Raw genomic sequence first — 25,332 nt, forward strand, 5'->3', positions numbered from 1 at the left:
TCCCGGCGCGCACCCTCTTGCATACTACCATACAAGTCAAGAGGGCGCGGGAAAGCGCTCTTGGGGGGCGTCGCCGATGGCCGGGCCGGCGCGCCGTTCGGAGCGTCGGCCCGGTGCCCGCGCCTAGCCGCCGTCGCGCATGTAGGTGGCGAAGGCGTCGGCGTAGTCGGGATGCCAGCGCGACAGCGCCGGACGATTCTCCACGATGTCGGCAGCGGCCCAGCGCATGCGTTTGAGGTCGGTGGCGCGGTCGACCTCATTGTCGGGGCACAGGATGTAGAACGTGCCGCGCGCCATTTCCTCGTCCAGCCGCTCAACGACCTGATCGGGCGTCCACGCGCCGGCCGGCTTCTCCTCCACGCCCTTGGCGCGGGTGAAGCCGGTATAGGTGAAGCCGGGAATCAGCAGATGGGCGGTGACGCGGCCGCCGGTCGCCTTCACGAGATCATGCGAGAGCGACTCGGTGAGCGCCTTCAGCGCGGCTTTCGAGACGTTGTAGGCGGTGTCTCCGGGCGGCAGGGTGATGCCCTGCTTGGAGCCGGTGACCACCACCGCGCCAGGCAGGCCGGAGGCGAGCAAGTCCGGCAGGAACAGTTGCAGGCCGTGCAGCACGCCCCAGAGATTGGTCTCCAGCGTGGCGCGCCACACCTCCTCGCCGGCGAGAAGGCCGCCCCCGCCCTCGCGGCCGGCATTGAGCATCAGCACGCCCACGGGGCCGAGCCGGTCCGCCTGCGCCTTCACGGCGGCGAGCTGGGCGCGGTCGCGGAGATCGGCCGGCGCAGCGGTGGCCGCGATGCCTTCCGCCACCAGCCGCGCGACCGCCTCATCCAGCGCGGCGCCGGGGCGGTCGACCACCAGCACCTTCATGCCGGCCGCTCCAAAACGGCGCGCGGCGGCGAGGCCGATGCCGCTGGCGCCGCCGGTGACGACGGCGACGCGGTCCTTGACGATGGCGGGATGGGTCATCGGGGTTCCTCACTCTTCATCGGCGATGGATGGTTCGATGTGATGTCGCGCCGACGCAAACGCTAGTGTCGCCGGACTAAAGCCGGGCCGTGACGTTAGGTGCAACGAAGCCATGTCCGCACGGATGATGAACCGGACTTACCTGACGTCGTCAGCGGCTTGTGGCGTTGCGGTGAGAAAACGTTTAACAAGGCGCGTTTACACAATTTCAGCCGGCGAGGATCAGGCAGCCGAGGTCCCCGGATTCCCGGTGCCGGATACGTATTGCAGCCGCAGAAGCGATGAGAGACGAGGTAGGGACGTGACGGAAAATATCGGATTTGTCGGCGTTGGGCTGATGGGGCATGGCATTGCCGCCAACCTTCTGAAGGCGGGCTACCCGATGACGGTCGTCGGGCGGCGCAACCGCGCGCCGGTGGAGGATCTGGTGAGCCGGGGCGCGCGCGAGGCCGACTCGGCGGCGTCGCTGGCGGCGGCCTCGTCCGTTGTGTTCCTGTGCCTCACCGATGCGGTCGCCGTCGAGGCGGTGATCGGCGAGATGGAGGCCGCTCTCCGGCCGGGGACGGTAATCGTCGACTGCTCGACCTCCGATCCGGTGGTGACCGTGCAACTCGCGGAACGGCTCGCGGCGCGCGGCGTCGATTATTGCGATTCCCCGCTCGGCGGCACGCCGGCGCAGGCCGAGGCCGGTGAGCTTCACGCCATGGTGGGGGCGAGCGAGGCGGTGTTCGCGCGGCTGAAGCCGGTCTTCGAGCCGTGGACGGCGCGGATCGTCCATGTCGGCGGGGTGGGAGACGGCCACCGCATCAAGCTGATCAACAACTTCCTCGCGCTCGGCTATGGCGCGCTCTATTCCGAGGCGCTGGCGATCGCGCGCAAGTCCGGCCTCACGGTGGCGCAGGTCGACGAGGTGATCCGCGGCGGGCGCATGGATTGCGGCTTCTACCAGACCTTCATGGGCTATGTGCTGGAAGGCAACCGCAACTCGCACAAGTTCACGCTCTCCAACGCCTATAAGGACCTGCGCTACGTCGAGGCCATGGGCAATGCGGCGCGGTGCGCCACCCCGATCGCCAGCATGGTGAAGAACGCCTATGCCCAGGCGGTGGCGACCGGCGGCGACGGGGATGAGGACTATGTGTGCCTGCTGCCGGACTTCGTGGCGCGGGCGAACGGCGTGGGGTGAGGCGCCTGCCCGCCTAGCGTCACGCCGGGTCGGCGGCCGGGCTGGCCTGAACCCCGAGCTGTGCCTTGGCCGGCTTGGGCGGGATCAGCGGCGCATTGCCGTGGATCAGCTTGCGCGCCGAGGCGTCGTAGAGGCCGCCGGTCAGCTCCAGCGCGAAGCGTTCCGCGTCGCGGCGGCGGATGTCGGCGATCACCTCCGCGCGCTCCTCCTCCTCGACATCCATCAACTCCAGCGCTTTCTCCCCCATTTTGAGGGCGGATTCGAAGGTTTCGCGGATCTGGAAATCCGCGCCGGCATGCACGATCTCAAGCGCGTGCTCGCGGTCGAAGGCGCGCACCAGCACCGGCACCAGCGGGAACTCGGCCTTCACCAGCTCGGTGATCTTGAGCGCCGCCTGCTTGTCGTCGACGGCGACGACGATCATGCGGGCCTCATGGGCACCGGCGGCATGAAGGATGTCGAGCCGGGTGCCGTCGCCATAATGCACCTTGAAGCCGAAATCGCGGGAAACGCGGATGAGATCGGGGTCGGTCTCGATCAGCGAGATCGAGCAGCCCTGCGCGATCAGTGGCTGGCTGACGATCTGGCCGAAGCGGCCCGAGCCGATGACCAGCACGCTGGCCGACAGGCCTTCGGCGGCCTCCACGCCATCCAGCGAGGGCGCGGCCGGCGGCATCAGCCGGTCATGGGCGATGATCATCAGCGGCGTCAGCGCCATCGAGACGATGATGGTGGCCGCCAGCGTGGCGTTGGCCTCGGCGTCGATGATGCCGACCGAGGTGGCGGCGGCGTAGAGCACGAAGGCGAACTCGCCGCCCTGCGCCATCAGCACCGCCCGCTCGATCGCCTCGCGGTGGCCGGCGTGGAACAGGCGGGCGACGACGTAGATGCCGATGAACTTCAGCACCATGTAGGAGACGACGGCGAGGGCGATCAGCTGCCAGTTGCCGACGATCACGCCAAGGTCCAGCGCCATGCCGACGCCGAGGAAGAACAGGCCGAGCAGGATGCCGCGGAACGGCTCGATATCGGCTTCGAGCTGGTGGCGGAACGAGCTTTCCGAGAGCAGCACGCCGGCGAGGAAGGCGCCCATGGCCATGGAGAGCCCGCCGAGCTGCATGGCGAGCGCGGCGCCGAGCACCACGAACAGCGCCGCCGCCGTCATCACCTCGCGCGCCTTGGACTTGCCGAGGATGCGGAACATCGGGTCGAGCAGGTAGCGCCCGGCGAGGATCAGCGCCGCGATCGAGGCGAGGCCGATGGCGACCGAGGTCAGGCGTTCGCCGAGCGTCACCTCGCCGCCGCCCGGCGCGAGAAACACCACGAGCGCCAGCAGCGGCACGATGGCGAGGTCCTCCAGCAGCAGGATGGCGACGATGCGCCGGCCCGGCGGGGTGGCGAGCGCGCGGCGTTCCTCCAGCATCTGCATCACGATCGCGGTGGAGGTGAGCACGAAGCCGGTGCCCGCGACGAAGCTCACCGGCACCGGGTAGCCCAGCGCGAGGCCGACGCAGGTGAGCAGGCCGATGCACAGCGCCACCTGGACGAGGCCGAGCCCGAAGATTTCCCCGCGCATCGACCACAGCCGCGAGGGCTGCATTTCCAGCCCGATCACGAACAGGAACATCACCACGCCGAGCTCGGCGACATGCAGGATCGACTGCGGATCGGAGAACAGGCCGAGCCCGTAGGGGCCGATGGCGAGGCCGGCGGCCAGATAGCCGAGCACCGAGCCGAGGCCGAGGCGCTTGAACAGCGGCACGGCAATGATCGCCGCGCCGAGCAGGGCGACGATCGGGAAGATGTCGAAGCCGCCATGGGCGGCAGCCTCGGCGGTATGGGCGACGGCATGGGCGGCGGCGTCGGTGGCGGCGTCAACGGCCATGCAGGTCTTCTCCGGTCCGGGTGGCGCGCAGCGGGCCGGCGGGGACGGGCGCCGCCGGTTCTGTCGCGCGCGAGTGAGCGGCCGGCAGGCTGCGGGGAAATCGCCGCGCGGTCAATCGGGCGATGGTTTCCTCTGGGCGCTCCGTCCCCCGCGGCGGGACCGCCGCCGCGGCGAGGGGCTATGCGGCCGGCTCAGGCCGCCTTGCGCAGCGTCTCCATGTCGATGACGAAGCGGTACTTCACGTCGCTCTTCACCATGCGCCCGAAGGCGGCCTCGATGTCCTGCATCGCGATCATCTCGATGTCGGCGGTGATGCCGTGCTCGGCGCAGAAATCGAGCATTTCCTGCGTCTCGGCGATGCCACCGATGAGCGAGCCGGCAATGGCGCGCCGGCCGAACACCAGCGGGAACACCGAGGGCGAGGGGTGGGGATGCTCGGGCACGCCGACCAGCGTGAGCGTGCCGTCGCGCTTCAGCAGCGTGGTGAAGGCGTCGAGGTTATGCGAGGCCGCCACCGTGTTGAGGATGAAGTCGAACGAGCCCGCATGGGCCGCCATCTCGTCCGGATTGGTCGAGGTCACCGCGAGGTCGGCGCCGAGCCGCAGTGCCTCGGCATGCTTGGAGGGCGAGGTGGTGAAGGCCACGACCTGTGCGCCAAGGGCATGGGCGAGCTTCACGCCCATATGACCCAACCCGCCAATGCCGACGATGCCGACCTTCTTGCCGGGGCCCACCTTCCAGTGGCGCAGCGGCGACCAGGTGGTGATGCCCGCGCACAGCAGCGGCGCCACGGCGGCGAGATCCTTCTCGCCATGGCGGACCTTCAGCACGAAATGCTCGTCCACCGTGATGGCCTCGGAATAGCCGCCGAAGGTGTTCGGCAGGCCGCCGCGCACTGCGCCGCCATAAGTCTGGGTGAAGCCGTGCGGGCCTTCGCAATATTGCTCCAGCCCGTCATCGCAGGCGATGCAGTGGCGGCAGCTTCCCACCATGCAGCCGACGCCGACGAGATCGCCGACGGAGAATCGCGAGACCTCGCCGCCCACCGCGCGGACGCGGCCGACGATCTCATGGCCCGGCACCAGCGGATAGGTCATGCCCGGCCATTCGCTGCGGGCGGCGTGAAGGTCGGAATGGCAGACCCCGCAATACAGGATGTCGATGGCGACATCCTTCGCGCCGGGGGCGGCGCGGTCGATGGAAAACGGGCCGAGCGGCGTGGTGGCCGACTGGGCGGCAAAGGCCTTGGCAAGCATGGCGTTCTTCCTCGAAAGGGTGTGCGATCCGTATCGGATGAAAGGAGCGGCCCGGAGACGGGAGCCTTGTTTTAGCCTGTGGCGGCCACGGCGTTAATCGCCAGCTTGCACGACAGGCTTAGAAACCGGACGTCATGATCGGCGATCCGCTGCCCGGTGGTATCCCTCGCTCGCGGCGTTGTGATAATGGATTTTGCGGAATTTCCGGCAAATCAAAAGGCGATTGCCGCGCTTATCGACATAATTGCCAATCCTCCCACGTCCCCAAGGGTTCTAATGGCACATGATCCGCTTGACGGTCTGGTGACGTTCCTCGCCGTGGCGGAGCATCAGAGCTTCTCCTCGGCGGCGGTGCGGCTTGGCGTGTCGCCCTCGGCGGTCAGCCAGTCGATCCGCAATCTGGAAGCCCGGCTCGGCGTCGTGCTGTTCAACCGCACCACGCGCAGCGTCAGCCTCACCGAGGTCGGCACGCTTTATCTGGCCCGGGTGGCGCCCTCGCTGCGCGAATTGCTCTCCGCCGCGCAGGAGATCGGCGACGCCGACGGCGTGCCGGCCGGGCTGCTGCGGCTGAACGTTCCGCGGGCCGGCTTCATGATCGCGCTGGAGCCGGTGCTGCGCGATTTCCTCGAAGCCTATCCGGGCGTCGACGTCGAGATCGCGATCGACAACCGGCTGGTCGACATCGTGGCCGCCGGCTTCGACGCCGGCATCCGCTACGGCGATCTGGTGGAAAAGGACATGGTGGCGGTGAAGATCGGCCCGCCCATCGCCGCTCATGTGGTCGCCGCGCCCGGCTATCTCGCGCGGCACGGCGTGCCGGAGCACCCGAGCGACCTGCTCGGGCACCAGTGCATCGGCTTCCGCCATCTGACCAACGGGCAGGTCGAACGCTGGGCGTTCGAGCGTGGCGGGGAAAGCCTGGAGCTCGCCGTGCGCGGCCGGCTCATCGTCAACGATTCCGTGGCGCAGATGCAGGCGGCGCTGGATGGCCTCGGCATCGCCTACATGATCAGCGGCTATATCGAACGCTTCGTCGAGGACGGCCGGCTGGTGCGCCTGCTGGAGGAGTGGAGCCCGCCGATGAACGGGTTCACCCTGTATTACCCCGACCGGCGCCGCGTGCCGCTCAAGCTTCGGGCGCTGATCGATTTCCTGCGCACGCACCGGCCCGCCGTGCCCCTCACGCGGGTCGACCGGGTGGTCCGGTAGCCCGCGCGAGGGGACACCCGTTCACGCCGCCGCGTCGTCGGCCGGGTCGAAATCGGTGGAGAGCGATACGTCCCGCCACTCGGCCAGTTCGTTCTGCAGCGCGGCGAGCTTCTCGCCGACCAGCTTCACCGCATCGCTGCCAAGCAGCAGATGGGCGGGCGGGTTCTTCGCCTCGACGAGTTGGAGCAGCACCTGCGCCGCCTTGGCCGGATTGCCCGGCTGCTTGCCGTTATAGCCCTGCCGGCGCTGGCGCCACGGCTCGAACACCGGATCGTAATCGGCGATCGCGCGCTCGACGCGGACCATGGAGCGGCCGGCCCAGTCGGTGCGGAACGAGCCCGGCTCGATGGCGGTGACGTGGATGCCGAGGTCCTTCACCTCCTTGCCGAGCGCCTCGGAGATGCCTTCGAGCGCGAACTTGCTGCCGTGATAGATGCCGAGCCCCGGCAGGGTGATGATGCCGCCCATCGAGGTGACGTTGACGATGTGGCCGGCGCGGCGGGCGCGCATATGGGGCAGCACCGCCTGAATGACCGCGACCGGGCCGTAGACGTTCACCTCGAACTGCCGGCGCAGTTCGTCGAGGCTGGTTTCCTCGACCACGCCCTCATGGCCGTAGCCGGCATTGTTGACCAGCACGTCGATCGGCCCGATCTCGGCCTCGATGCGCGCGACCGCCGGGGCGATGGCGGGCGTGTCGGTGACGTCGAGGATGATGCCGGTGGCGCGGCCGGGCGCGAGCGCCTCGAACGGCGCGACATCCGCCGGCTTGCGCAGCGTGCCGACCACGCGATGGCCGGCGTCCAGCGCGCCCTGCGCGAAGGCGCGGCCGAAGCCGGTGCTGACGCCGGTGATGAAGAAGAGCTTGGGGTGGGATGTGGGCTGGGACATAGCGCGTTCTCCTGAAGGGCGTTCGCCTGCGTTCCCATCTAGGCGCCGGCCGCCGCCGCGATTAGCCCGCGCTTGCTGGATGCCATTGTAAGCGCTGCTTCAGATTGCGGCGCCCGGCAGGGTGTGCGGATGGAAAAGACGCATGGCGGGCGGCGTGCCTATGATCGCGATGCCCGCCGCCGCGTCCGGTGGCGGCGGCTTTCTGCCGCCTTATGTCCGTCGAGGAGAGATTTCATGTCCGCGCCTGCCGCAACCCGCCCGCCGCTGCCGCCCTTCACCGAAGAGACCGCCCGGCAGAAGGTTCGCCTTGCCGAAGACGGCTGGAACAGCCGCGATCCCGCCAAGGTCTCGCTGGCCTACACGCCCGACAGCGTGTGGCGCAATCGCGCGGAACTCGTCACTGGTCGCGAGGCGATCGTCGGCTTTCTCACCCGCAAATGGGCGCGTGAGCTGGACTACCGGCTGATCAAGGAACTGTGGGCCTTCACCGGCAATCGCATCGCGGTGCGCTTCGCCTATGAATACCACGACGACAGCGGCAACTGGTTCCGTGCCTATGGCAATGAGAACTGGGAGTTCGACGAGGCCGGCCTGATGCGCCACCGGCTCGCCTCGATCAACGAGCACCCCATCGCCGAGAGCGAGCGCCGGTTCCACTGGCCGCTCGGCCGGCGCCCGGACGACCATCCCGGCCTCAGCGATTTCGGCTTCTGAGAGCGCTCGCTGCGGCGGCCGGAGGCTAGGGTCGGGCCGGCATCACGCCGGCCTCCAGATGCTTCAGCCACCACGCATTGGCCTGCTCGGCCGGCAGCGGGCGGGCGAAGAAATAGCCCTGCGCGAGGTCGCAGTTCAGCTCGTGCAGCAGGGTTAGCGTCGCCTGGTCCTCGACCCCCTCGGCCACCACGGTGAGCCCGAGATTGTGGCCGAGATCGATGATCGCCTTCACGATGATCCGGGTGTGTTCGGAGGCGATGCAGTCGGAGATCAGCGAGCGGTCGATCTTCAGCTCGCCGAAGGGCAGGCGCTGGAGCTGCACCAGCGAGGAATAGCCGGTGCCGAAATCGTCGAGCGAGAGCGAGAAGCCGCGCAGCCGCAGCCGCGTCAGCACGTCGAGCGCCTGTTCCGGGTGGCGCATCGCCGCGCTTTCGGTGACCTCGATGATCACCTTGCCGTAGTCGATGCCCATGCCGAAGCAGCGCTTCCACAGGCGGTCGGCGAGGCCGAGGTCCTCCACGTCGGAGGCCGACATGTTGATCGCCAGCGAGGCGTCGATGCCGGCCTGCCGCCAGCCTTCCAGCGTCACCATCGCGCAGTCGAACAGGTAGTCGGCGAACTCGCCGTTCAGGTGTCCGGCGGTGATCAGCGGAATGAACACGTCGGGCGGCACCAGCCCGCGCGTCGGGCTGTCCCAGCGCATCAGGCCCTCGAAGCCGATGGGAATGTAGTCGGCGCCGCTGCGCAGGCCCTCGACGATCCGCACCTTGGGCTGGAGGTAGAGCTGGAACTCCCTGCGCTTCATCGCCTCGGCGAGCTCGCTCTTGGTCGGCAGGAGGTAGGTGCTGCCTTGGAGCTTCTGGAAGATCTGGCGCAGTTCCTCGACCCGCGCCGGCTTGCTCACGATGTCGCTGACCGGAAGCTTGTTGACCTTGGCGAAATGGCGGGCGGCTTCCAGCACCTTCCGGTCCATGCCGCTCATGATGATGATCGGCCGCCGGAACTGGAGCACCGAAAGCTGGCGCAGCACCTCGATGCCGTCCATCGACGGCATTTGCAGGTCGATGGCGACGCAGGCCTCCGGGGAGCTCTCGACCGCCGAGAGGAACTCGCCGGGTTCGGAGAAATAAGTGCTGTCGACGCCGCTGAGTTCGGCGACCTGAGCGACATAACGGCCGATGTCCGGCTCGTCGTCCAGAACGAATATCTTGTGCTCAGCCATGGCGTGTTCCCAATCCGAACAACGTTGCAATCGCGCCTTTCAGGTCCTCGGCACGGAACGGCTTGACCAGAACGGCGTAGCGGTTCGGATCATGCCCTTGCGTGCCTCGTACCGGAAGGTCGGTCGACAGGAGCAGGGCCCGCTGGCACGCGCCGCCGCCCAGCATGGCGAGGACGAAGTCCACATCGGCGGGTCCTTCGGGGGTGACATCGGCCATCAGCAGATCGACCTGGCCGCTATCGGCCACGAACAGCTCCGCCTGCTCGGGCGCCGGCGCGACGATGACGCTGTGGCCGTCGCGGCTCAGCTCCTCCTCCACCGCGCGGCAGATTTCCGGGTCTCGCTCCACCAGCAGGACGCGCAGCGGCTCGGGGTTCGGGGCGCGGTCGACCGGCGCGGCCGGAGCGCTGCCAACCGCGGGCAGGCCGAGCCGGAAGGTGGTGCCGGCGCCGACATCGCTGCGCACCGTGAGATAGCCGCCCGACTGGCTGGCGAAGCCGTACACCATGGCAAGGCCGAGACCCGTGCCCTTGCCGGGCGCCTTGGTGGTGAAGAATGGCTCGAAGATGCGGTCCAGCTTCTCGGAAGGGATGCCGACACCGGAATCGTGCACCACGAACTCCACGCAGGCCGGCCGCTCGCCCGCCGGCAGGTACCGGGCATGGATGTCCAGCGTTCCGCCCTCGGGCATCGCGTCGCGGGCGTTGATGGCGAGGTTGATGAGCGCGGTCTCAAGCTCGGTCGGGTCGGCATAGATCGGGGGCACGTCCGGGGCGATCGACAGTGTCATCGACACACGGGATTCCATCCGCCCGTCCAGCAGCAGGCGCACCTCGTCGATGATGTCCGCGGGGTCGACGACCTGCGGATCCAGCGCCTGCTTGCGGGCGAAGGCGAGCAGCTTCTTGGTGAGGTCCGAGCCGCGCAGGCTGGCCCGCAGCGCCGTGTCGAGGGCGGGGCGCTGCTCGGGCGTCGCCTTCAGCATGGTCAGGTCGAGATTGCCGATGATGGTGGTCAGCAGGTTGTTGAAGTCGTGGGCGATGCCGCCGGTGAGATTGCCGACCGCCTCCATCTTCTGCGCCTGATGCAACTGCTCCTTGACCTGCTTGATGTCGGTGATGTCGTCGATGGCCAGCACCGCGCCGCGAAACACGCCGCCGACATCGATCAGCGGCTCGCCGGCGATGTGCAGGCTGCGCGGAGTCCTGTCGTGGAGAAGGGCGTCGATCTCCACCGGCGTTGTTCCCCGGCCGGTCTGGATGATCGAAATGGCGTTGGCCAGCCCGGCCGGCGCGGTGGTGAACAGCGATGACCAGCTTCGGCCCAGCACGGCGTCGGCCGGGAGCCGGAATATCTCCGAGGCGGTGCGGTTCCAGGCCGAGACGCAGAGCTGCGAATCCAGCGACATCAGCGCCACCGGTGAGGCGTTGAAGATGGCGGTGATGGTCTCGGTCGCCTGCCGCCGCTCCTCGATTTCCTCGATCAGAAGCTGCGTGCGCTTGCGCACCTGCGCTTCGAGCTCGGTATGCAGCACCGCGCGTTCCAGCGCGATCGACAGCTGGCTGGCGATCGAGCCGAGCGTGTGCGGCGCCACCTCGCCGGAGACGGTCGGCTCGGAGCCCTGAAGGTTCAGATAGCCAAGAATCTGCGAGCCGACCTGGAGCTTGAGGCTGGCATATTGGCGCTGGGTGCTGATGCCGGGCCGCAGCACAACGAGGCCGGCCTCGTCCACCGGCGCGAGGGCGTGGGGGTCGCGCACCAGCGAGGGCGGGAACGGATCGGCCTGCGCCGCGCGCGCCCCATGGCGCTCGGCCGCCAGATGCAGGGCGTTCCCGGTATTGAGATAGAACCAGGCATTGCGCACCCCCGGCATGGCGAGGCCGCACGTCACGGCGGTGGTCGCGACATCGGCCGGGGTGCGGCAGCGGTTGAGCCCGTCGCTCATCTCGTAGAGCGCCTGGAGCGCCTCATAGGATTGCGAGAGCTCCTGCCGCCCCTGATCCAGTGCGCTGAACAGGTGGACCGCCTGGGCATAGGTCGAGATCAGCAAATCGAGGATCTGCTGCTTGCGCGCGGTGATCTGGTGGCGCTCGCCGCCGAACTCGACCTCCAGCTGTTCCTGCGAGCGCTCGGCGTGGCGCAGGCCGCGGTTGCGCAGGAGATAGGTGATGCGGGCGGTGAGGACCTGTTCGTCATAGGGCTTGATGATGAAATTGTCGGCCCCGGCCTCCAGCCCGGCGAGCACGTCCTGCGGCTGGGACAGCGCGGTGACGAGAATGACCGGCGTGTTCTCCAGCCCCGTCGTGTTCTTGATGCGCCGGCACAATTCGTAGCCGTCGATGCCGGGCATCACGATGTCGCTGATGATGATGTCGGGGATCAGCGTGGCGGCGAGATTGTAGGCCTCCTCGCCATTGCGCGCGGCGTGCACGGCGAAGCCCTGCTGCGTCAGGAACTGGACGATCTGCTCGGCCTGGGTCGGGCTGTCCTCGGCGATCAGAATGCTCGGAACCTGGTGGTCGAACGACAATGGCTGGTTCATGTGTGGAGGCCCCTCGTCGCCATCTGTCCGACAATGAACCGGGCGATGCCCTTCGGAGGCAGGATGCGCTGGGCGGCCCCTCTCTGGATCGCCGCGTTCGGCATGCCGAAAACCACGGAGCTTTCCCTGTCCTGCACGACGCTGGTGCCTCCACGATGCACGATGGATAACAGCCCGTCGGCGCCGTCCTGGCCCATGCCGGTCAGCAGTACGCCGAGCGCATGGGGGCCATAGGAATCGGCCACCGAGCGGAAGAGATGGGAGATCGAGGGTCGGAAGCCGTTCTCCGGCGCTCCGTCCTCGACGCGGAAGCGTCCGGTGCTGTCGATCGCGAGATGGCCGCCTTCCGGGGCGACATAGACGCGGCCGGGCATCGCGGTACCGCCGTCCCGCGCCACTTCCACCGGGATGCCGGCGCCGCGGTCGAGCCAGCTGGCGAAGCCGGAGATGAAGCCCGCGCACATGTGCTGTGCCACGATGACCGGCACCACCAGATCGGCGGCACACAGGCGCAGGATCTGCATCACCACCGGCGGTCCGCCGGTCGAGGCGCCGATGGCGATGATGCGGATGTCCTTGCGCGGCCGGCCGGGCATCGGGGCCTCGCGCGCCGGGGCGAGGGCAGGGGGCTCCGGTACGATGGGCGGCGCGCGGCGCACCTTGACGTCGGCCAGCATTTCCAGCGTGAGGCACAGCTCGGCCGCGGTGCGGTCGAAACTGGCGTCGGTCGGGTCGAGCGGCTTCGGCACGATGGCGAGCGCACCGAGCCTGAGCGCCTCCAGTCCGGGATGAATGTCGCCGGTGTCGCTGGTGGCGCTGGTCATGATGATCGGCGTGGGGTGGCGCGTCATGATCTCGCGCGTCGCGGCGATGCCGTCCATGACCGGCATGTGGCAGTCCATCAGGATGATGTCCGGCGCGAGGCTCGCGGTCATCTCGACGGCGCGCGCGCCATTCTCGGCCTCGCCCACCAGTTTGAGCCGGCGCGACGTGCCGATCACCCAGGCCAGCGTTTCCCGCTGGGAGCGCGAATCCTCGACCAGCAGAACCCGTATTTCGCGCGCCCCGTTCATAGCACCCGCCTCACGAGGTCGATGAGCATGGACTGATCGAAGGCGGACTTCATCATATAGGCGTTGGCGCCCAGCCTCAGTCCGCGCTCGTGGTCCTCACGATCTTCGAGGGCGGTCACCAGAACAATCGGTAATTGTACAAACCTGGGATCGGACCGCACCTTCGCGGTGAGCTCGAAACCGTCCATGTTCGGCATGTCGACATCGGAGATGACGGCGTCGAAGTCGCCGGCCTGCAAGGCCGACCAGGCCTGGAGCCCGTCGGAGGCGGCGGTCACCTCATAGCCGGCGGCCTCCAGAAGGCCGACCTCCATCGCGCGCGTGGTGATTGAATCGTCCACGACCAGCAGCCTCGGCGCCCGCCGGCGGACCGGTGGCTTCGCCGGCGTGCTGGAGCGATGGCTGCGGGCATGGAGCGCGTCGAGTATGTCGGCGGTGCGCAGGATGAGACCGAGCTGGCCGTTGCCGAGCAGCCCGGCGGCGAGCGCGTAGCGCACGCGCAGCAGCGGCGGGCGCAGCTCCTTGACGATGACCTCGCACTGGCCAGTGGCCTCTTCGACCACCACGGCGCCGCGGCGCTGGCCGTGGCGGATCACCAGCACGGTGCGGATCGCGTTGTCGCGCGCGGCCGGCGGCGCCGTGCCGCGGCCGAGAATCTGGCCGAGTTCGGCGATGGGCAGGATCGTGTCGTCGAAGGCCAGCATGCCGTTGGCGAGCGCGGTCTCGCACGCCGCCTCGGACAGGGCGATAGTCCGCTCCACGGCGGTGCGCGGCCAGATCACCAGCCGGCCCCCGGCCCAGGCGCCGATGCCGTGGAAATTGGCCAGCGCGGCCGGCACCTCCATATGCAGGGTGGTGCCTTGTCCCTGTTCGGACGAGATGAACACTGCGCCGCCAATCCGGTCCATGCGCTCGCGCACGATGGCGAGGCCGAGGCCGCGGCCGGAAACGGCGCTGATGACGCTGCGGGTCGACACGCTGGGTTCGAACGCCATCTCGATGACGGCCATGTCTGTCAGGCTGGCCACCTGCTCGCGGGACGCGATGCGGTTGCGCACCGCCGCCTCCCGCAGCGCCGGCACATCGACGCCGCCGCCGTCGTCGCGCAGCTCTATGGCGACCCGCCCGCCCTCGGCTGGTTCGACCGTCAGCGAAATCGTGCCCTGCGGCGGCTTGCCGGCGCGCCTGCGCTCCTCGGCCGGCTCGATGCCGTGATCGATGGCATTGCGCACCATCTGGATCAGCGGGTCCTTCATCATCTCGGCGATGTCGCGGTCGATCAGCAGGTCGGTGCCGGTGCTGCGCCAGCGGATCGATTTGCCGACCTCGGCGGCCAGATCGGCGATCATGTCGGGAAACACGGCGAGCATCTCGCCCACCCGCATCATGCGGGTCTGGCGCAGCTCGTGGGCGAGGTCTTCGGTGGTGGCGTTCAGCAGGCGGCTGTCCTCGGCAAGGCCGGACAGCAGCCGGCGCACCGACTGCTCGATATCGCGCAGCCCGCGCGCGAGGGGGGAGCCTTCGGCGATCCGGTTCTCGACCCTGAGCGCGCCGAGCCCGGCGATGATCTCGCGCGCCTGGTCGAGCCGCGCCCGCGCGGCGAGGCGCGGGGCGGTGAGTTCCTCGGCCTTCACCCCCAGCCGCCGGAGCTGGCCGGATTCCAGACGCACGAAGCTCGGCGCGGCGGCTTCGGGTGGCGGAGCTGAAGGTTCCGGCGCCGGCGCCATGGCGGCCGGAGCCGCGATCGCCCGCTCGGTCGCCTCGGCAAGCTCGCGGGCGAGATCGCGCAGGGCGACCAACTCGCCGGGCTCAAGGCTCTCGCGGCCGCGTCCGGCGCTGCAGACATCCTCCATCTCGTGGCACAGCTGCTCGACCGTGCGGACCGACAGCGAGCGGGCGGCGCCCTTCAGCGTATGGGCGACGCGGAACAGGCGGTCGAGCACCGCCCGCAGGTCCACCGGCTCCAGCGCGCCGCGCTCCAGCGTCGCCATTTCCGCGCCGATGACGCGCAGATGGTCCGCGGCCTCCTCGCGGAAGATGGCCAGCAGCCTGGCCCGCAGCGCGTCCTTGGAGGATGAGGGCATGGTGGCAGCCGCTCCTATGAACCCTGGCGGAGCGATATGCGGCCGACGATCGCGTCAAGCGAGCGGGCCAGATCGTGGAGGCTCCGCGCGGATTGCTCCACCTGTCCGGTCGCGGCCACGGTCTGGGCCGAGGAGGATTCGATGTTGTCGACCGCCAGCGCGATCTGCTCGATGCTCGCCTGCTGCTGTTCGGCCGCCATCAGGTTCTGGCGGGCGGTCTGCGAGGCTTCGGTCACCCGGCTGGAGAGCATGGAGATCGCGGCGCCGGACTGGCGCGAGGTCGCGACGCTGGCGTCGGCCGAGCGGGCATATTGCTCGGCGGCGATGACGGCGGCCTGGGCGGAGCGCTGGATTTCCGAGATGATGCGGCGCACCTGCGCGGAGGCGGTCTTGGACTGGTCAGCGAGTTCCTTCACCTCGCTCGCCACCACGGCGAAACCACGCCCGGCCTCGCCGGCCTTGGCGGCCTCGATGCTGGCATTGACCGCCAGCAGGTTCGATTTCTCGGCCAGCTCCCCCACTGTGGCGTTGAGCTCGGCAATCTCGTGGGTGCGCTCGCTGAAGCCGATGACGCGCTCGGCAAGCGTTTCCAGCCGCTGGCGACCATCCTCCACCATGCGCACCGTGTCCTCGACCGATTGCAGGCCGGTCTCCGCCACGGTCTCGGTCTTCTGGGCGACTTCGAGCAGGGTCTGGGTGCGGTTCGCCATGGCGTCGCCCGCCTGCCGCAGCTCATGGACCGAGGACGCCATCTGCTGGACGGCGGCGGCTTCCTCGGCGGTGGCGGCCGCCTGCTGGGTGGTTGCCGCGAGGATTTCGGCCGAGGCCGAGCCAAGCTGGTTCGTGGCCTGACGGATTTCGCCGATCAGCAGGGCCAGCGAGCCCGACATCGAGTTAAGGGCATGGCCGAGCCGTTCGAGATCGCCGGCATTGCCGACTTCCAGCCGCTCGGTGAAATCGCCGCCGGCCACGCGCTCGGCATAGCGTCCATATTCGTTGACGGTGGCCTCGATCGACGCCCGGGCGGCGCGCTCGCGCTCGATGCGGTGCTGGAGCGCCTGCGCCATGGCGTTGACCGCGCCGGCGAGCCGGGCGACCTCGGCCGGCCCCGCCTCGGGCGCGCGGCGGTCGAGGTCGCCACCGGCGATCGCGTCGGCGGTCTCCTGCAGGCGGGTGATCGGGGCCGCGATGACGCGCGCCAGCAGGAAGGCGAGGATCGCGCCGCCGAGGAGGGAGACCAGCGGCCAGATCGCGGCTTCGAGCAGCCGTTGGGTGAAGACCTCATTGATCTCGCCGTGGGTCTGGCTCATCCATATCCGCCAGCCGGTGGCCGGGATGGTCGAGAAAGCGGCGAAGCGTGCCGCCCCGGCTTCGTCGGCGTAATTCTCGATCGTCCCGGACGGCCCCCGCGCCAGATGCTGCCAGATCGGCAGGCCAACGAAGCTGAACTGCTTGTGGACGAAGTCCTCCTGCGGGTGGGCCACCGTCTTGCCGTCGCGGGCGGCAATGACGGCGTGACCGGTTCGCCCGAGATTGAGACGGCTCGTGAGTTCCGTCACCGCCCCGAGCTGGATGGTGGCGAACACCACGCCGGTCACACGGCCGTCGGCCGCCTTCACCGGCGCCGCGATCGCCATCAATGGCAGGCCGGAGGTGCGGCCGATGAACACCGCCGGATCGATCACGGCCTTGCTGGCGCGCAGCGCCTCGCGGAAATAGCCGCGGTCGCTGATATTGATGCCGAGCGGGCTCTGACCGTTCTCAGCCTGGTTGGGCTCGGCCGCCTCCACGATGCCCTCCAGGTTGGCGAGAAGGACGCGGTCGAACAACGGGAAACTGGTCTTCAGCGCCCTGAGCATTGGAGAGGAGTCGGCGAGCCCGGCGGTGCCGCCGGCAATCTGCGAGGCGGCGAAGTCGAGCGCATTGGCGTGGTCGGTCAGCACGCGGTCGATATAGATCGAGGCTTCGGCGACAAACGCTTCCTGTTGGCGGATGGTGGTGTCGATCAGCCAACTCCGCATCTTCAGCGTGAAGCCGAGGCCCAGCAGGATCGTGGGCACCAGAGCCGCGAGAATTCCGCCGACAATGACAAGGCGATTGATACGCATGGTCGTTTCCAACTCAGAGCGGAACCCGGGGGCTAGTTGAGCGTGCCATCGTGCTGGCGGTGGTCGACGACGAGGCGGACATTGCGTCCGATGTCGTCGGGAGACAGGACATGTTCGCCGCCAGGAAGGATGGCGGCGACGAGGGCATAGTGCGGCGCGGTGCGGTTCAGCAGGGCAGCGTCGACGCGCATCACCCCGAACACGGCATCGGCGGCAAGGCCGATCGACTGGGTGGCGTGGCGCAGCAGAATGGCGAAGGCCGGTGCCGAGCCCGCCGCCACGCCGTGCTCGCACAGCGCCGCCGGGTCGACGATGGCGTAGAGCAGCCCGTCATGAGCCATGACGCCGACATGCAGCTCGTCGACGCCGGGCAGGGTGAGCACATGGCGCAGCGGGGCTACGGCCTGCGCGTGCTCGACCGGCACGGCATAGCGCCAATCCCCGCGCCCGAAGGCGATCATCTCCACCTGTGCGGCGGCGGCTTCGCCGGCTTCCGGCTCAGCCAGCTCGCGGGTGCGGCGGTCGAGCAAGGCGAGGGCCGCTTTCTCGTCCCGCTCCTGCGAGAGGCGCTCGAACCGGGCCAGCAGCTCGGTCCAGTCCAGCGCGCCGCCGGCACGGGGCGCGCCATTGTTGTCCGGGTCAGCCATGGGGCACTCCATGGTGCGCAGACGGCGCGGCATCGAGGCCGAGCCGTCGGGCCGCGAGCCGGATGTCGCTCGCCTCGATGCCGAGACGCCCGTCGGCAGCCGCGTCTTCGCCTTCCAGCAGCCGCACGGCGTCGCGTAGCGAGCGGCGCGCTTCCTGCGCCCGGCCGGCGCGCAGGTAGATGATGGCCATGACGTAATGGGCGGCCGGCGAGCGGGGCGCGGCGGCGAGCGCGCGCTGCGCCGCCTCCTGCGCGCAGGGCAGGTCGCCGAGCGACTGGCACACCAGCGCCATCAGCAAATGGGATTCCTCGCGGCCGTCGAGAATCTGCTCGCACAGCCGGCGCGCTTCGAGGAACAGGCCGCTATCGGCGAGGCGGCGGGCGTGGCCGAGCGGGTCGGTCTCGCGGCGTCGGGCGCGCGGTGCGGACATCACGGCCGGGCGCATCGGGGGCGGTGACGCGACGGACGGCTCGGCCGGGCTCGGGGCCGGCGGGCCGGCTGCCCGACGCACCCGCTCCGGCGCCGTCTCGCGCGCCGCGGCGCGGCGGGTGTCGCGCGGCTTCTCGAACAGGATGGCCTGCTGCGCGGCGTGGAAATGCAGCGGGGCGAACCACGCAGGCGTCGCCTCGACCGGGGCGACCGCGAGGAAGCCGCCGCGCCGCAGCTGCGCCGCCAAATAGCGCGCGATGCCGGGCTGGCGCTCGGCTTCCATATGAATGATCAGGTTGCGGCAGATCACCAGATCCGCCGGGCCGACCGCGACGCGCTGAGGCTCCTGCGCGGCTTCAGCAAGGTTGAACAGCCGGAAGCTGACGCGCCGCCGCAGCGGTTCCGCCAGTTCGAAGCGCCCGTCCGGGAGCGGGCGGAACCAGCGCTCGCGGTCGAGCGCGCTGACCTCACGCACCGCGCGCTGGTCGAAAATGCCGGCCGCCGCCTCCGCCAGCGCCGCCTCCGACAGGTCGAGCCCCACGATTTCGACGCTCCAGCCCGGCTCGTCGCGCAGCAGGCGGTCCAGCGTGATGGCGAGCGAATAGGGCTCGTCGCCCGAGGAGCAGCCGATGCTGAGGCAGCGCAGGGTGCGGGTGCCGTCGTTCCGCCGCGCCTCGATCAGCGGCGTCAGCGCCGAGCGTGCGAGGCAGTGCCACCAGCCGGTCTGGCGGAAGAACGAGGTCTCCCGGATGGTGATCGCGCCGATCGCTGCCTGCCAGAGGGGAGACGTCCAGGGCTCCTCCGTGAGACGGAGCAGCAGTGCCTCGGGATCGCACAGGCCACTGACCGCGCCGGCGCTGTCGAGAGCGCGGACCAAGGCGCGTTCGTAGCGTGCCGGAAGGGCAAGGCCGAGCCGCCGGGAAATGAGCGCGCGGAAAGGCAGCGTCCAGTCGAGATCGTCCCCCCGGGGGACCGGAGGATGCAGGAAGCGGAATGGCTGAATCGCGCTCATCAGGACGCCGGCGCTGGCGCGCCGGAGGCGTGGCGCTCCAGTGCCGCTTGAAGGTCGATATCCTGCGCGGCGGAGAGCCAGAGGTCGGGATCGCGCATGACCAGAAGGTCACTTTCGCCGGGCTGTCCGGTGGCGAGGTAATCGAGGCCCGGCACCAGTTCACGCAGGGATTGCCACGTCGTGCCGGACATATCGACGACCCCTTCGATTGTATCGCACAGCAGCCCGAGCGGGCGCCGGGTAGTTTCGATGACGGCGACCCGGGTTCGACCCCGGGCTGCCGATGGGGGGCGGTCTCTCGCCGGGCCAAGTCGAGCACGACCAGCGGCGCTCCGTGAAGATTGATGAGCCCCACGACGGGCGCGGGTGCAGCAGGCAAAGGCGTTATCCAAGGTGTTGCCACGACTTTCCTCAGAACAAAGAGAGGAAAGCAGAGCCGCCAGCCGAAGCAACGGGCAACGACCATATGTTGATGTCGTGCCGATTGTATCATCTGACGACCGTTATACGGCTTCGGGTGAACGATACATTCCCCGAGCCCGAGCGGCGAACCGAATGGTACGAATATCGTACCGGTTTACTCACAATGTCAAACGTTTTTGGCCCAAGGGGATGCCATCAAAAGGAAATTTCGATCGCCTGTCATGATAGGATCAATCCCGGGGTGCGACAAGCTGTCACCCTCCCTAAGGTTATTGATGCGTTGGCGGGCGATCGGCACCGCAGGTAATGCGAGGTGACGTTCCGGCGCGTTGGCCGTGTGGCCTGTGAGCGGGGCTAGCCGCGCCAGCCCCGGCTTTTCTCGACGGCGGCTGAGAAACGTGCCTGATCGGCCGCGCTGACCGAGCCGTCCGGCGTGAAGCGGGTCGCGGCGGCACGGATCGCCTCGACCTCGGCGCCGCAGAACTCGGCGAGGCCAAGCGCGGTCATCTCGTGCAGGGTCGGCACCTTCACCACGCGACCGCTGGCATTGGCGAGGAACTGCGCGAAATAGCGGCTCTGCGACAGCCCGCCATCGATGGCGATCTCCTCGATCGGGCCGACGATCGCGGCCGCGTCGTCGATGAGGCGCACCGTAAGCAGGGCGATGCCCTCCAGCGCGGCACGCACCATGTCGGCGCGGCCGGTCGCGGCGTCCATGCCGATGAACAGCGGCGCCGCCTGCCGGTCCCAATAGGGCGCGGCAAGGCCGGACAGCGCCGGCACGAAGACGAGGCCGCGCCTGAGCGCCGAGGGGCCCTCGAAGCCGTCGAGTTCGTCATCGGTGGCGAACAGGCCGAGCCGGCGCAGCCATTCCAGCGCGGCGCCGGCATCATAGACCCCGCCTTCGACCGCGAAGGCCGGCGCCTCGCCCTCGCGCCGCCAGCCGATGGTCGGCAGCAGGCCGGAGCCGCCGCCGGCCGCCTCATTGGCCACCGCCAGCAGGAAGGCACCGGTGCCGAAGGTGATCTTGGTGTCGCCGGGCTTGCGGCAGCCATGGCCGTAGAGCGCGGCCTGCTGGTCGACGATCGAGGCCTTGACCGGGATGCCGTCGATGAAGCCGAAGCCGGCGTCCACCGCCGCGATTTCCGGCAGGCACTCCAGCGGCACGCCGTGCAGCGCGCACAGCTCCGCGCTCCAGCGGCCGGTGGCGAGGTCGAGCAGCCCGGTGCGCGAGGCGGTGGCGATATCGGTGCGGAATTCGCCGGTGAGCCGGTCGAGGAAGAAGGCGTCGGTGGTGCCGAGCCGCAGCCGCCCGGCCCTCAGCGTCTGCGCCGCTAGCGGCAGGTTGCGCAGCGTCCAGGCCAGCTTGCTGGCGGAGAAATACGGGTCCAGCGGCAGGCCGCAGATCGCCTTCGAGCGCGCTTCCGCCGCCGGCCCGAGCGCGGCGAGCGAGCCGGCAGTGCGCGCATCCTGCCACACGATGACCGGCGACAGCGCTTCCCCAGTCTCCGCGTCCCAGGCGAGGCAACTCTCGCCCTGATTGGCGATGGCGATGGCGTCGACCGGGCCAGCCTCGGCCAGCACGGCGCGGATATTGGCGAGAAGCTCCTCCGGGGCGTGCTCCACCCGCCCCGGTGCGGGGTGATGCTGCTCATGGCGCCGGCTGGCGACGACGCGCGCCTCGCCGCCGCTCTCGACGACGAGGCAGCGGGTCGAGGTCGTGCCCTGATCGATGGCGGCGACGCGCATCATTCGCCCTCGCGGAAGCGGAAATGGATCTGTTCCGCGTCAAAGGCGGCGGACGGGATCGGCACCAGGATACGCCGCTCCGGCCGCCAGTCCCCACGCTTTTCCCAGACCGCGCGGCCGTCGAGTTCCAGCGTTAGCCGGCCCGTCGCGTGCCGGGTGAAGCGCAGCTGAAAATCAGGGAAGGCCGGCGGGCCATCCAACGGCCGGCGCAGCAGGCTCGGCACGGCGAGCTTGACCGGCGGATCGAAGCCGACCGGCACCGCCGCGCGCGCCGGCGTGTCGCGGGCGAGGTCCCGCGCGATGGTGCGGCCGACCGCACGCCCCTCGCGGAACGCCCAGCCGCCGGTCTCCACCGCGCGCAGCACATTGCCGCTGGCGAAGAACAACGGGTTGGCGCAGCGCCCGTCCTGATCGATGGCCGGGCCGCCGCTGCCGGCATCGACACCCACTTCGGACTGTCGGCACAGCGCGGATTCCGGCACGAAGCGCCCGGTGAGCAGCACCCCGTCGCAGGCCACGGTCTCGACCCCGCTATCGGCGCGGCGGAAGCTGACCTCCTCGACGCGCCGGACGCCGCGAATATCCACGATCTCCGCCCCGCGATGGAACGGCACGCCGACGAGGGCCGGGAACCAGCTGAACGGGGCGCGGGCGAGCGGGGCGGGCGCGCTCTCGATCATCGCGACCGGCCGGGCGCCATGGGTCAGGCAGGTGAAGACGGCCGACAGGCTCACCAGCTCCGAACCGACGATCAGCGGCCGTTGGAACGGCATCAGGCCGTGGAAGGCGACATAGGATTGCAGCGTGCCGGTGGTGACGACGCCCAGCGGGCGGTCGCCGGAAATCAGCCGGGCCGAGCGCGGCATCTCGCGCGCGCCGGTGGCGATGAGCACGCGCCGGGCGCTCAGCATCTCGATGCCATGCGCGGAGGTTACCGCGATCTCGCCATCCGCCCCGATCTGCGTGACCGAATGGCCTAATCTCAGCTCGACCCCAGCCGCCTCGGCCTCGCGTGCGAGCCGCCTTCCATAGGCGGCGCCGAGATAGACCCGGCCGAATTCGCGCATGCCGAAGGGCGAGTGGCTGCAATGGCGGGTCGCTCCGCCCAGATGCGGTTCGCGCTCCAGCAGCACGACGCGGGCGACGCCCTGCCTGCGCAACTCCACCGCCGCCGCAACCCCGGACGGCCCGCCGCCGATGATGATCACGTCCGCGCGCGTGCTCATGCGTCCTCGGGCTCCTCGATCCCGTTGACGGCGAGCGGCTCGCTGAGCCGCCCGCGCGTCATGTCGGCGAGGCGGGCGTTGCAGTAGAAGCCCTGGCAGCGGCCCATGCCGGCGCGGGTGCGCCGCTTCAACCCGCCGAAATCGCCGGGCGGAATGGGGCTCTCAAGCGCGGCCTCGATCTCGCGGCGGGTCACCAGTTCGCAATGGCAGACGATCTCGCCATGGTCCGGGCGCTGCCAGTCGCGCTCGCGGGTCTCGGTGAGGTTCGGCATGGCGAGGCGCGGAGCCTCGGGCGCCGGGGTGGCGGGCAGGCCGAAGCCGGCATGGAGCTTGAGCGCGTGCTGGGCGAGCCCGAGCGCGGCGGAAAGCCCGGTGGAGCGGATGCCGCCGAGCGTGATGGCGCGCATCTCGGGTCGCGCAAAGATGCGGTAGGCCTTGCTGTCGCTCGCCGGCCGCAGCCCGGCATAGACCGCGGTGACCGGAATGCCGGCCAGCGCCGGCACGATCTCGGCGCCGCGCGCGAGCAGCGCCTTCAGCGTGTCGGTCTCCACCGTCGCCCGCACCCGGTCGTCCTGTTCCTCGGCTGTGGGGCCGACCAGCACGTTGCCGAAGGCGGTGGGGCAGACCACCACGCCCTTGGTGATCTCGGTCGGTACCGGCAGCACGATGCGCGGGACGTGGGGACAGGCCGCCTTGTCGAGCACCACGAACTGGCCCTTGCGCGGGCGGATCGTGAATTCCGGCGCGAAGCCGAGCCGCTCATCGACGAGATCCCCATAGAGCCCGGCGGCGTTGACCACGGCGCGGGCGCGAATGTCGCCTCTCGTGGTGGCCAGCGTCCAGTCGCCATCGAAGCGGCCTGCCAGCACCTCGGTGTCGCGCGCGAAGACCGCGCCGAGCGCCACCGCCTGGGTGAGATAGGCGAGGGGGGCCGACCACGGGTCGATGATGTGCTCGCCCATCACCTCGATGGCGGCGACGAGCTGGCCGGACAGGCCCGGCATGGAGCGGCGGGCTTCCGCGCCGGAGACGAGCCGCAGTTCGGCGATGCCGTTCGCGCGGCCCTGCGCGGCGATGTCCTCAAGCTTGCCCGCTTCCAGATCGTTCCATGCACAGACCAGCGCGCCGGTTTCCACCAGCGACAGGCCGAGGCCGGCATGGATGTCGAGATATTCGGCACGGCCGGCCTTGATCAGCTCCAGCTCCAGGCTGCCGGGCGGTGCATCGAAGCCGGTATGGAGGATGGCGCTGTTGGCCTTGGAAGCGCCGGACAGCAGGTCGCTGCCCTTCTCGATCACCGCGACCTTCGCCCCGGCCAGCGCGAAGCGGCGCGCGACCGCGCAGCCGACCACGCCCGCGCCGATCACGGCGACGTCGAACAGGTCTCGGCTATCGGGGGCAGGTGCGTGGAGCATCGATCGCTCCTTTCCATTGGTCGTCTCACGCGGCCGGCGTACCGGCCACGGCACAGGGCTCGGGCCCGGCGCGCGGCCGGACCTTCAGGAATGGCCCCGCCGCCGTGAAGTGGCGAGGCCGGATGCCGGAGGGCAGGGCTCAGCGATAGGGGTAGCCGGCCTTCTGCATGGTCTCGTCGTATTTCTTGAAGGCTTCGACCACGCGGCCGGCGCGCGGGCTGGAGGCGGCGACCTCATCCCAGAAGCCCTTGGAATCGGCGACCACCTTCGTCCACTCCTCGGGGGGAAGCTGGGTCAGCTCCATCTTCTGGCCTTCGACGCGCAGCTTGGCCTCGCCGCCCCAGTACCAGACGTCGCGGTAATAATGCGACTGGTCGATGCTCATCAGGAACAGTTCCTTGAGGTGCGGCGGCACCTTGGCCCAGCTCGGCGAATTGGCGAAGTAGCTGCCGAACCACGCGCCGGTGACCGAGTTGGAGAGCGCGTAGTTGCACACATCCGCCCAGCCGACCTCATAGGCCTCGGTGAAGCCGCACCAGGCGACGCCGTCGAGTTCGCCGGTCTGCAGTGCCACTTCCACGTTGTCCCACGGGATCGTCACCGGCACGAGGCCGTACTTCGAGAGGAACTTGCCGGCGGTCGGCACGCCGAACACGCGCAGGCCGTTCATGTCGGCAAGGCTCTTGATCGGCTTGTTGACGGTGAAGATGTGCAGCGGGTCCCAGGCGCCGGTGGAGAGCCAGGTGACGTTCGGCACGTCCTTATAGGCTTCTTCCCAGATTTCCTTGAGGCCGTAATAGCGGAACAGCGCCGGCACATCGAGGCTGTAGCGGGTCGCGAACGGGAAGTAGCCGCCGAACACCGCGATGTCGACCGGGGAGGCCATGGTCGCCTCGTCCGACTGCACCGCGTCGAGCGTGCCGGACTGGAGCGCGCGGAACAGGTCGGAGGTCGGGACGAGCTGGTCGGCGTAATAGAGCTCGATCACCATCTCGCCATTGGCGGCGGCGTTGAAGGCGTCGATCTGCGGCTTGATGACATGGGCGCCGAGCGGGGCGCCGGAATAGGTCTGGAGCCGCCACTTGATCGGGCCGGCCTGCGCGATCACCGCCGGGGCAGCGAGCGTGGTGCTCGCCAGCGCCGCGCCCGCGCCGAGGCCCGCCTTGCTCAGGAAGTTACGGCGAGTGGCGAGGATCTTGTCGGCGGCGGGATCCACCTTTTTCGGAACCGGCTTCTTGGTATCGGTCATTGGTCTCTCCTCTGGTTTTTATGGAAAGGTCGGGAAAGCGGGTGCG

Annotated in this window: 19 protein-coding genes and 1 pseudogene; 3 read left to right on the forward strand and 17 right to left on the reverse strand. The window is 69.3% G+C overall.

Going from position 1 to position 25,332, the window contains the following annotated elements; genetic code table 11:
* Positions 1-123: 123 nt before the first annotated feature.
* Positions 124-966, reverse strand: coding sequence for an SDR family NAD(P)-dependent oxidoreductase (locus VRZ77_RS01635; protein ID WP_414590971.1), 843 nt, complete (start codon positions 964-966; stop codon positions 124-126).
* Between the two features lie 301 nt (positions 967-1,267).
* Between VRZ77_RS01635 and VRZ77_RS01640 the strand changes: the two genes are divergently transcribed.
* Positions 1,268-2,152, forward strand: a complete 885-nt coding sequence (locus VRZ77_RS01640; protein ID WP_414590972.1) for an NAD(P)-dependent oxidoreductase — start codon at positions 1,268-1,270, stop codon at positions 2,150-2,152.
* 19 nt (positions 2,153-2,171) lie between these two features.
* On the opposite strand, the gene VRZ77_RS01645 is transcribed toward VRZ77_RS01640, so the two are convergent.
* Together VRZ77_RS01645 and VRZ77_RS01650 are read right to left on the reverse strand one after the other, a co-directional pair.
* A complete protein-coding gene (locus VRZ77_RS01645; protein ID WP_414590973.1) occupies positions 2,172-4,037 on the reverse strand; it encodes a monovalent cation:proton antiporter-2 (CPA2) family protein in 1,866 nt (621 codons plus the stop codon).
* A 191-nt stretch (positions 4,038-4,228) separates the two neighbouring features.
* Entirely contained in the window at positions 4,229-5,293 is a 1,065-nt protein-coding gene (locus VRZ77_RS01650) for an NAD(P)-dependent alcohol dehydrogenase (protein ID WP_414590974.1), read from the reverse strand.
* A gap of 276 nt (positions 5,294-5,569) precedes the next feature.
* Here VRZ77_RS01650 and VRZ77_RS01655 point away from each other — a divergent pair, with 276 nt between their 5' ends.
* On the forward strand, positions 5,570-6,502 hold the full coding sequence (locus tag VRZ77_RS01655; protein WP_414590975.1) for a LysR family transcriptional regulator: 933 nt from the start codon (positions 5,570-5,572) through the stop codon (positions 6,500-6,502).
* Positions 6,503-6,523: 21 nt separating this feature from the next.
* Here VRZ77_RS01655 and VRZ77_RS01660 read toward each other — a convergent pair whose 3' ends face one another.
* Positions 6,524-7,393 carry an oxidoreductase gene (locus VRZ77_RS01660; RefSeq protein WP_414590976.1) on the reverse strand — a complete coding sequence of 290 codons (870 nt, stop codon included), beginning with the start codon at positions 7,391-7,393 and terminating at the stop codon, positions 6,524-6,526.
* A gap of 234 nt (positions 7,394-7,627) precedes the next feature.
* Here VRZ77_RS01660 and VRZ77_RS01665 point away from each other — a divergent pair, with 234 nt between their 5' ends.
* Positions 7,628-8,107, forward strand: a complete 480-nt coding sequence (locus VRZ77_RS01665; protein ID WP_414590977.1) for a DUF1348 family protein — start codon at positions 7,628-7,630, stop codon at positions 8,105-8,107.
* Positions 8,108-8,132: 25 nt separating this feature from the next.
* Here the strand turns inward: VRZ77_RS01665 and VRZ77_RS01670 are convergent, their stop codons facing one another.
* The 13 genes and pseudogenes from VRZ77_RS01670 to VRZ77_RS01730 all read right to left on the reverse strand — a co-directional run bounded on the left by VRZ77_RS01670 (position 8,133) and on the right by VRZ77_RS01730 (position 25,286).
* Complete coding sequence (locus VRZ77_RS01670; protein ID WP_414590978.1) at positions 8,133-9,329, reverse strand: EAL domain-containing protein; 1,197 nt, start codon at positions 9,327-9,329, stop codon at positions 8,133-8,135.
* Positions 9,322-11,871: a response regulator gene (locus VRZ77_RS01675; protein WP_414590979.1), complete on the reverse strand. Its 2,550-nt coding sequence runs from the start codon at positions 11,869-11,871 to the stop codon at positions 9,322-9,324. Before VRZ77_RS01675 ends, VRZ77_RS01670 begins: the two co-directional genes overlap by 8 nt.
* Complete coding sequence (gene cheB / locus VRZ77_RS01680; RefSeq protein WP_414590980.1) at positions 11,868-12,944, reverse strand: chemotaxis-specific protein-glutamate methyltransferase CheB; 1,077 nt, start codon at positions 12,942-12,944, stop codon at positions 11,868-11,870. The genes VRZ77_RS01675 and cheB overlap by 4 nt, the downstream gene beginning before the upstream one ends.
* On the reverse strand, positions 12,941-15,028 hold the full coding sequence (locus VRZ77_RS01685; RefSeq protein WP_414590981.1) for a response regulator: 2,088 nt from the start codon (positions 15,026-15,028) through the stop codon (positions 12,941-12,943). Before VRZ77_RS01685 ends, cheB begins: the two co-directional genes overlap by 4 nt.
* A 14-nt stretch (positions 15,029-15,042) precedes the next feature.
* On the reverse strand, positions 15,043-17,136 hold the full coding sequence (locus VRZ77_RS01690) for a methyl-accepting chemotaxis protein (RefSeq protein WP_414590982.1): 2,094 nt from the start codon (positions 17,134-17,136) through the stop codon (positions 15,043-15,045).
* Between the two features lie 32 nt (positions 17,137-17,168).
* Entirely contained in the window at positions 17,169-17,783 is a 615-nt protein-coding gene (locus VRZ77_RS01695) for a chemotaxis protein CheW (RefSeq protein ID WP_414590983.1), read from the reverse strand.
* Positions 17,776-19,224 (reverse strand): CheR family methyltransferase, encoded by a 1,449-nt coding sequence (locus tag VRZ77_RS01700; protein WP_414590984.1) that lies wholly within the window; start codon positions 19,222-19,224, stop codon positions 17,776-17,778. The genes VRZ77_RS01695 and VRZ77_RS01700 overlap by 8 nt, the downstream gene beginning before the upstream one ends.
* Positions 19,224-19,415, reverse strand: a complete 192-nt coding sequence (locus VRZ77_RS01705) for a hypothetical protein (RefSeq protein ID WP_414590985.1) — start codon at positions 19,413-19,415, stop codon at positions 19,224-19,226. The genes VRZ77_RS01700 and VRZ77_RS01705 overlap by 1 nt, the downstream gene beginning before the upstream one ends.
* Before the next feature lie 98 nt (positions 19,416-19,513).
* Positions 19,514-19,717, reverse strand: a pseudogene (locus VRZ77_RS01710) (chemotaxis protein CheW); the annotation flags it as partial.
* 284 nt (positions 19,718-20,001) lie between these two features.
* Entirely contained in the window at positions 20,002-21,396 is a 1,395-nt protein-coding gene (locus VRZ77_RS01715; protein WP_414591101.1) for an FGGY family carbohydrate kinase, read from the reverse strand.
* Complete coding sequence (locus VRZ77_RS01720; protein WP_414590986.1) at positions 21,396-22,622, reverse strand: NAD(P)/FAD-dependent oxidoreductase; 1,227 nt, start codon at positions 22,620-22,622, stop codon at positions 21,396-21,398. Before VRZ77_RS01720 ends, VRZ77_RS01715 begins: the two co-directional genes overlap by 1 nt.
* Positions 22,619-24,037: an NAD(P)/FAD-dependent oxidoreductase gene (locus tag VRZ77_RS01725; RefSeq protein WP_414590987.1), complete on the reverse strand. Its 1,419-nt coding sequence runs from the start codon at positions 24,035-24,037 to the stop codon at positions 22,619-22,621. Before VRZ77_RS01725 ends, VRZ77_RS01720 begins: the two co-directional genes overlap by 4 nt.
* Positions 24,038-24,176: 139 nt before the next feature.
* Entirely contained in the window at positions 24,177-25,286 is a 1,110-nt protein-coding gene (locus VRZ77_RS01730) for a C4-dicarboxylate ABC transporter (protein WP_414590988.1), read from the reverse strand.
* Between the last annotated feature and the right edge of the window lie 46 nt (positions 25,287-25,332).

It is taken from the genome of Ancylobacter sp. G4_0304 (assembly GCF_047501495.1).
In the GTDB taxonomy this organism is placed as follows: Bacteria; Pseudomonadota; Alphaproteobacteria; order Rhizobiales; family Xanthobacteraceae; genus Ancylobacter.